Below are 7,799 nucleotides of genomic sequence, written 5' to 3'. Positions count from 1 at the left end.
CGGAGCTGCCGGGCGGGCCGGGCGCGGCGCAGCGTGTGGCGGTGGCCGCGGACGGTCCGGTGGCGGTGGGGCCTTCGGGCGATGTGTTCGCCGCCTGGCGGTCCGGTCCGGACGGGTGGCGGCGGGCCGGTGGATTCGGGGTGGCCGGTCCGGGGGTTCCGTCGGTGGTGGGTCTGACGGCGGCGGGCGCGCGCCTGGTGGCCGTGACGGCGAACGGTGCCGATCATGGTCTGTGGATTTCGGTCGATTCGGGAGATTCATGGCAGGCGATGGCGATGCCGGCGGCCGTGGCGCACCGCGGTGACACGGCGGTGGCGGTGGCTTCGGATGGAGATCGACTTCTGCTGGTGGCCGACGACGCCGAGGTGCCCCGTGCCTGGTCAGTGGGGTTGGCGGGCATCGATCGGTAGGGGGCGGGGAAGCCCTGGCCCGTTACCGACGAAACAAAGGTGAAAAGGCTTCATAGCCGAAGGTTCTTACAGCGATCGTTTCCAGGCCGCCACGCCGTGTAACGGTTCGGTCAACCCGCTCCCGTGGGGCTTACGTCACAGCTCCGGCGTGGGATAACGTCCGGCCCCAGACCGGCGACGACGGTCTGGTCCGTCCATCCTGCAAGGGCCAATAGGCGCCGGGTGGTTCGGGCCATTGGGACTGAGGAGGGTACGAGCCTTGAGGCAGAAGCTCGCACGGGTGCTGAGTGGCGTTGCCATCAGCGCGCTGGTTCTCGGCGGCGCGGCCGCATGTAAGGCTGACAGTGGTGACGAAGGCGGCAGCAGCAACGCGGCCTGTGACCTGAAGCTCGGCTTCTTCGGCCCGCTCACCGGCGACGCCGCGGGTCTCGGTATCCACATGCGCAACGGCACCAAGCTGGCCATCGACCAGTACAACAAGGACAACGCCGACTGCAAGGTCGCCCTGACCGAGTACGACTCGCAGGGTGACCCGGCCAAGGCCCCCGCCCTCGCCCAGCAGGCCGTCGGTGACCAGAAGATCGTCGGCATCATCGGCCCGGCCTTCTCCGGTGAGTCGGAGGTGGCGGACCCGATCTTCGACGAGGCCGGCCTGCCGACCATCACCCCGTCGGCCACCCGCCCGAGCCTGAGCACCAAGGGCTGGAAGATCTTCCACCGGGGCGTCGGCAACGACACCTCGCAGGGCCCGGCGGCCGGTCGGTACATCAAGGACGTCATGAAGGCCGAGAAGGTCTACGTCGTCGACGACCAGTCCGCGTACGGCGCGGGCCTGGTGGACGAGGTCAAGAAGGTTCTCGGGGCCGTGGCCGGCGAGGACAAGATCCAGGTCAAGCAGACCAACTTCTCGGCGGTCTCCACCCGGATCATCTCCAGCGGCGCGACCGTGCTGTTCTTCGGTGGCTACTACACCGAGGCCGGTCTGCTGCTCAAGCAGCTCAAGGGTGCCGGCTGGAAGGGCACCATGGTGGCCGGTGACGGCGTCAACGACGCCAACTTCATCAAGGTCGCCGGCGACGCGGTTGCCGAGGGCACCGTCCTGACCTGCCCGTGCGCCCCGGCCACGGCGGCCAAGGGCAGCTTCCTGACCGACTACAAGGCGGCCTTCGAGAACGCCGAGCCGGGCACCTACGCCGACGTGTCGTACGACATCACGAAGATCATGCTGGAGGGCATCAAGGAGGGTAAGGCCACCCGTGCCGACCTGCTGTCCTTCATCAAGTCGTACAACAAGGCCGGCACCGCCACCGGTGTGACCTACAAGTTCGCCGACACCGGTGAGCTGGACCCGGCCGAGGTCGTCGTCTGGGCGTTCAAGGTCAACGCCGGCAAGGTCGTTCCGGACGTCGAGATCCCCAAGGCCTGACCGGGAAACCGGTCCGGTCACGGGCTACCCACGGTGCGGCCGGGAGTTCTGCTCCCGGCCGCAGCGTTTGGCCGCACAGTTGGAGCCCCCACTTGAACTTCGATGAGTTCTTCGGAAACTTTCCGGCGCTGACGATAACCGGATTGGAGCAGGGCGCGATCTACGCGCTCGTGGCCCTCGGCTACACGCTCGTCTACGGCGTCCTCCGCCTGATCAACTTTGCCCACTCCGAGGTCTTCATGGTCGGTACCTTCACCGCCCTGTGGACCTGGGAGGCACTCGGCTACAACCAGAACAGCCCGGCTCCGGCCTTCGGTCCGTTGCTGATCGCCCTGCTGGCGGGGCTCGCGGTGGCGGCCCTCGCCTCGGCGGCCACGGCCGTCACGGTCGAGCTGGTCGCGTACCGGCCGCTGCGGCGGCGCAACGCACCACCCCTGGCGTTCCTCATCACCGCGATCGGCGCGTCCTTCGTGCTCGCCGAGTCGTTCGGTATCGGCACCGAGCGGGCCCCGTTCGGCATGCCCAACCTGATCCCGCAGGAGACGCTGTTCACGGTCTTCGGCGCGGCGGTCACCAACGTCCAGCTGATCATCCTCGGCGTGACGCTGGTGATGATGGTCGGCCTGGACCAGTTCGTGAACCGCAGCCGGCTCGGCCGGGGCATCCGCGCGGTGGCCCAGGACGCGGACACCGCGGCGCTGATGGGCGTCAACAAGAACCGGGTCATCCTGCTGGTCTTCGTGCTCGGCGGGATCATGGCCGGTGTCGCGGCGCTGCTGTGGAACGTCCGGTACGGCTACACCAAGTTCAACGTCGGCTTCCTGATCGGCCTCAAGGCCTTCGCGGCCGCGGTCCTCGGCGGTATCGGCAACCTGCGCGGTGCGCTGCTCGGCGGCCTGCTGCTGGGTGTGGCGGAGAACTACGCCGCCGGCCTGTTCGGCGGAGACTGGAAGGACTTCACCGGCTTCGTGCTGCTGGTGGTGCTGCTGATGTTCCGGCCCACCGGTCTGCTCGGTGAATCACTGGGGAGGGCGCGCGCATGACCGCCACTGTGGAGAAGAAGCGGAGCGGCGGCTTCAAGAGCCGCTGGGCGGCCATGCCCAAGCAGGTGCGCTGGGCAGCGATCGCGGCCCTGATCGTCTTCCTGTACGTCCTGCCGAACCGTTGGTTCTACGAGTACCTCGGCTTCCCGGTGGGCAGCGAGTACTTCGCCTTCTACACCACCCGGTCGGACTTCGCCGGTGTGCTGTTCGACACCGCGGTCTTCGTGCTGCTGGCCGTCGGGCTCAACGTCGTGGTCGGTTTCGCCGGCCTGCTCGACCTCGGCTACTTCGGCTTCTACGCGCTCGGTGCGTACACCGTGGCGCTGCTGACCTCGCCGGAGAGCCGATTCGGGACGGAGTGGCCGTGGCTGGCGGCCGTGCCGCTGGCGGTCATGGTCACGATGATCTCCGGGGTGATCCTCGGCGGTCCGACGCTGCGCCTGCGCGGCGACTACCTCGCCATCGTCACGCTCGGCTTCGCCGAGATGATCCGGCTGTACGCCCAGCGCAACGAGGGCATCCTGCAGGGCCAGCGGGGCATCCCCGGTATCCCGCACCCGCCGGGCACGGGCTCGGACGGCAAGCCGCTGTTCGGTGTGGTGGACGCCCGGCCGTACTACTGGCTGATCCTGACGCTGATCCTCGTGGTGATCCTGCTGGTCCGGAACCTGGCGAACAGCCGGGTGGGCCGCGCCTGGGTCGCCGTCCGCGAGGACGAGGACGCGGCCGAGATCATGGGCGTGCCCACCTTCAAGTACAAGCTGTGGGCGTTCGCCATCGGCGCCGCGGTGGCCGGTCTGACCGGCGCGGTCTTCGCCGGCAAGCAGACCTTCATCAACTCCGACCAGTTCCTGCTGGAGAGCTCCATCCTGGTGCTCGCGGCGGTCATCCTGGGTGGTGCCGGCAACATCAAGGGAGCCATCGTCGGTGGTGCGCTGACCTGGTACCTGCCGGAGTGGCTGCGTGGCGTGGGCGACCTGGTCGGCGTGGAGTTCGACGCCGCCGAGTACCGGATCCTCGTGTTCGGCCTGGTGGTCATCGTCATGATGATTTTCCGGCCGCAGGGTCTGGTGCCCAACCGGCGGCGGGCGGCGGAGTTCGAAGACCGGCGCAAGGAAGCGGTTCCCCAGGAGACGGTGCCCAGTGAGTGAGCCGGAGATGCGAAGCGAACGCGACCAGAGCAGCGACCGGGACATCGTCGCCGACGGTCGCAGCACGATCGGCGTCCCGCCGGAGAAGGGCCCGGCCGAACCGGCCGGGGTCACCCCGGCGGGGCCGGACCCCGCCGGCCGGGAGGCGCTGCTGGAGGTGGACCACGTCACGCTGCGGTTCGGCGGTGTGGTCGCCCTCGACGACGTCACCTTCACCCTGTACAAGGGGGAGATCCTCGGGCTGATCGGCCCGAACGGCGCCGGCAAGACGACCTGCTTCAACGCGATGACCGGTGTCTACCGCCCGACCGAGGGCGAGATCCGGTTCAAGGGCGAGCGGGTCAGCGGCAAGCGGCGGTCGTGGATCACGAAGGCGGGCATCGCCCGGACGTTCCAGAACATCCGGCTCTTCCCGGAGATGACCGCGCTGGAGAACGTGATGGTGGGCGCGGACGTCCACCACAAGACCAGCGTGATCTCCGCGATGCTGCGGCTGCCGCGGCACTGGCGCGAGGAGCGCCAGGGCCGGGAGAAGGCCCTGGAACTGCTGCGCTTCGTGGGCATCGAGCGCCGCGCCGGCGACCTGGCCCGCAACCTGTCGTACGGCGAGCAGCGCCGGCTGGAGATCGCCCGGGCGCTGGCCACGGACCCGTCCCTGCTCTGCCTGGACGAGCCGGCCGCCGGCTTCACCCCGGCGGAGAAGGAGGAACTCCTCGGCCTGATCCGTAAGATCCGTGACCAGGGCACCACGATCCTGCTCATCGAGCACGACATGCGCCTGGTGATGGGTGTGACCGACCGGATCGTGGTGCTGGAGTTCGGCAAGAAGATCGCCGACGGCCTCCCGGCCGAGGTCCGCGAGGACGCGAAGGTGATCGCCGCGTACCTGGGGGTGCCGACCGATGCTGCTTGAGATCAAGGACCTGACGCTGCTGTACGGGCGGATCCAGGCGCTGCACGGGATCAGTCTGGTCGTCAACGAGGGCGAGGTGGTCGCGCTGATCGGCGCCAACGGCGCCGGCAAGACGACCACCATGCGGGCGATCTCCGGGCTGCGTCCCGTGGCGTCCGGCTCGATCGTCTTCGACGGCACCGACGTCACCCGGATGCGCGCGGACCTGCGCGTGGTCCGGGGCATCGGGCAGGCGCCGGAGGGCCGGGGCGTGTTCCCGGGCATGTCGGTCATCGAGAACCTGGAGATGGGTGCCTACACCCGCCGGGACCGTGGCGAGATCGCCAAGGACATGGCGATGGTGCTGGACCTCTTCCCCCGGCTCGCCGAGCGGCGCAAGCAGGCCGGCGGCACGCTCTCCGGCGGTGAGCAGCAGATGCTCGCGGTGGGTCGGGCGCTGATGGCCCGTCCCCGGCTGCTGCTGCTGGACGAGCCGTCGATGGGCCTGGCGCCGAAGCTGATCCAGCAGATCTTCGAGATCATCACGCGGATCAACGAGCAGGGCACCACCATCCTGCTGGTGGAGCAGAACGCCCAGCAGGCGCTGTCCCGCGCCCACCGGGGCTACGTGCTGGAGACCGGCCGGATCGTCAAGGAGGGCACCGGCCGGGACCTGCTGCACGACCCGGCGGTCAAGGAGGCGTACCTCGGCGTGGCCTGACGCCTACGCGCGAAGGAGGTCCCGGTGCGGCGGTCGCCGCGCCGGGACCTTCCCGTTTCCGCCCGACGGTCAGGCCCGGCTGTCGGCGGCCAGTGCGGCGACGTCCCGGGCAAGGTCCGCGGTGCCGCGATGGCCCTTCTGCCGGTACGTCGCCAACGCCGTCCGCAGCTCGCTCAGCCCACCGGTCGGGTCGCCCCGCTCCATCCGGGTCCGACCGAGCTGTTCCCGGGCCTCCGCCTCGACCAGCACGTCACCCGCCTCGCGGGCCTGTGCCACCGCACGCACGGCGTACGGCAGGGCGCGCGCCGGCTCACCGGCGGCCCGGTGGGTGCGGGCCAGGCCGACCAGGATCTCCGCCACGTCACGCGGCCCGCAGCCGTTCTCCGCGATGGCCAGCGCCGCGTCGTAGTGGGTGGCCGCCTCCCGCTGCCGACCGGCGAGGAGGTGGGCCTCGCCGAGGTTGCTGCGCACCAGCGCGCGCAGGTGCGTGGCGTTCGTCAGGGTGCGGCTGTGCTCCTCGGCCTCGGTCAGCCGGCGGATCGCCTCCTCGGGCCGGCCGGCGTTGTTCATGATCGCGGCGAGGTTCAGCAGGGCCGTCGCCGCGCCGAGCCGGTCACCGGATGCGCTGCGCAGCTCGTACGCCCGCCGGGTCCAGTGTGCCGCCTCGTCGTGCCGGCCGAGCTGGCTGAGCGGAATGGCCAGCCGGCCGGCGATCAGCGCCTCGCCGATGTCGTCGCCGGCGCTCCGGGCCGCCCGCACGGCCAGGGTGTAGAGCTGCACCCAGCGGTCGCGGTGGTGCCGGCGGAACAGCCAGCCGTACAGGGCGGCGGCGATCTGCCAGGCGAGTCGGGGATGTCCGGCGGCGGCGGTCTCCACGGCGGCGACCAGGTTGTCCGCCTCGTCGTCGAGCCAGGTCAGGGCGGCGGCGGGGGTGGCGAACCGGACCGGCGGGTCCGGCGGGTCGGAGTCGAAGTTCGGTCGCTCGGCGGGCCGCAGCGTACGGTCCGCCGCGTTGGCGGCGTCCCGGTACCAGGCGAGCAGGCGGACCGGGGCCGCGTCGTCGGCGGGCGGCTGGGCGGCTGCCTGCTCGGCGGCTGCCTGCTCGGCGGCGAAGAGGCGGACGAGGTCGTGCAGCTGGTAACGGTCGGTGTCCAGCTCGTGCACGAGGTGGGCCGCGGCCAGGTGGGCCAGCAGCGACCGGACCTGGGTCGGTGGCAGGCCGGCCAACGCCGCCGCGGCGTCGGTCGACGGGCGCTGGCCGGGATGCCGGCCGAGCAGTCGGAACAGCCCACGGGCCGGTTCGGGCAGGCTGCCGACCGACACCTCCAGGGCGGCGCGCACCGACACATCCTCGGAGATGAGCAGGCCGAGTCGGGCGTTCTCGTCGGTGAGCCGGTCGGCGAGCGCCCGGGCGCCTCCGTCGACGTCGAGCCGGGCGGCGGCGATCCGCAGCGCGAGGGGCAACCGGTCGCACAGCGACGCGAGCCGGCGCAGCAGGGCCGGGTCGGTCGGCTCCGGACGGCCGTTGTCGCCTCCCCGGGCGAGCAACTCGCAGGCGTCGTCCTCGTCGAGCGGCTCCACCTGCAACCGTGCGACACCGTGGGTGGCGACCAGCCCGTCGAGGCGGTGCCTGCTGGTCACCACGACCAGGTTCTCGCCCGCTCCGGGAAGCAGCGGCCGTACCTGCCCGGAGGACGCGGCGTTGTCGAGCACCACCACCATGGCCCGCCGGGCCAGCTCCGAGCGGTACCGGGCGGCGCGCTCCTCCGTCTCGTGGGGGACGTCGTCGCCGGCCACGCCCAACGCGCGGAGGAACCCCTCCAGCACCGCGGCCGGGGTCGGCGCAGGTGCGTGGTCGGTGCCGCGCAGGTCCGCGTACAGGTGTCCGTCACGGCCCTGCCGGCGGGACTGGTCGTGGGCCCACCGCAGGGCCAGCGCGGTCTTGCCCACCCCGGGTGGGCCGACCAGGGCGACCACCCCTGCCCCGGCGTCCGCGATCGTGTCCAGTCGTTCCAGTTCGCGGAGCCGACCCACGAAGCCGGCAGGCGCCGCGGGCAGTTCGCCTGCGCGTTCCAGGTCTGCACCTCGGTCAGCTCCGGCTCCGCCGAGCGCAGCTCCAGCAGCATCCGCGCCTTGATCGCGCGGTCGATGCCGTA

6 protein-coding genes and 2 pseudogenes are annotated in these 7,799 nt (G+C 70.9%); 6 read left to right on the top strand and 2 right to left on the bottom strand.

Annotation, left to right across the window (positions count from 1 at the left end; all coding sequences use genetic code 11):
- The 6 genes and pseudogenes from AB0I76_RS18070 to AB0I76_RS18045 all read left to right on the top strand — a co-directional run.
- Positions 1–410 (top strand): annotated as a pseudogene (locus tag AB0I76_RS18070) (hypothetical protein); the annotation flags it as partial.
- Positions 411–669: 259 nt separating this feature from the next.
- Complete coding sequence (locus AB0I76_RS18065; protein ID WP_357036407.1) at positions 670–1,836, top strand: branched-chain amino acid ABC transporter substrate-binding protein; 1,167 nt, start codon at positions 670–672, stop codon at positions 1,834–1,836.
- Positions 1,837–1,928: 92 nt separating this feature from the next.
- On the top strand, positions 1,929–2,879 hold the full coding sequence (locus AB0I76_RS18060; protein WP_357036404.1) for a branched-chain amino acid ABC transporter permease: 951 nt from the start codon (positions 1,929–1,931) through the stop codon (positions 2,877–2,879).
- On the top strand, positions 2,876–4,030 hold the full coding sequence (locus tag AB0I76_RS18055; RefSeq protein ID WP_357036401.1) for a branched-chain amino acid ABC transporter permease: 1,155 nt from the start codon (positions 2,876–2,878) through the stop codon (positions 4,028–4,030). Before AB0I76_RS18060 ends, AB0I76_RS18055 begins: the two co-directional genes overlap by 4 nt.
- A gap of 7 nt (positions 4,031–4,037) precedes the next feature.
- Entirely contained in the window at positions 4,038–4,943 is a 906-nt protein-coding gene (locus AB0I76_RS18050; protein WP_357036398.1) for an ABC transporter ATP-binding protein, read from the top strand.
- Positions 4,933–5,643 carry an ABC transporter ATP-binding protein gene (locus tag AB0I76_RS18045; protein WP_357036396.1) on the top strand — a complete coding sequence of 237 codons (711 nt, stop codon included), beginning with the start codon at positions 4,933–4,935 and terminating at the stop codon, positions 5,641–5,643. The genes AB0I76_RS18050 and AB0I76_RS18045 overlap by 11 nt, the downstream gene beginning before the upstream one ends.
- A 69-nt stretch (positions 5,644–5,712) precedes the next feature.
- On the opposite strand, the gene AB0I76_RS18040 is transcribed toward AB0I76_RS18045, so the two are convergent.
- Together AB0I76_RS18040 and AB0I76_RS18035 are read right to left on the bottom strand one after the other, a co-directional pair.
- On the bottom strand, positions 5,713–7,677 hold the full coding sequence (locus tag AB0I76_RS18040; RefSeq protein ID WP_357036393.1) for a tetratricopeptide repeat protein: 1,965 nt from the start codon (positions 7,675–7,677) through the stop codon (positions 5,713–5,715).
- 23 nt (positions 7,678–7,700) lie between these two features.
- Positions 7,701–7,799, bottom strand: a pseudogene (locus tag AB0I76_RS18035) (GNAT family N-acetyltransferase); the annotation flags it as partial.

Origin of the sequence: Micromonospora sp. NPDC049799, from assembly GCF_040656655.1 — a bacterium.
Classification (GTDB): Bacteria; Actinomycetota; Actinomycetes; order Mycobacteriales; family Micromonosporaceae; genus Micromonospora.
This window is presented reverse-complemented; position numbering and strand designations above follow the sequence as displayed.

What these genes read in the sequence shown, in the direction of transcription:
- AB0I76_RS18055 (WP_357036401.1), top strand. Translation starts at nt 2,876, where the DNA reads ATGACCGCCACTGTGGAGAAGAAGCGGAGCGGCGGCTTCAAGAGCCGC.
- AB0I76_RS18050 (WP_357036398.1), top strand. Translation starts at nt 4,038, where the DNA reads ATGCGAAGCGAACGCGACCAGAGCAGCGACCGGGACATCGTCGCCGAC.
- AB0I76_RS18045 (WP_357036396.1), top strand. Translation starts at nt 4,933, where the DNA reads ATGCTGCTTGAGATCAAGGACCTGACGCTGCTGTACGGGCGGATCCAG.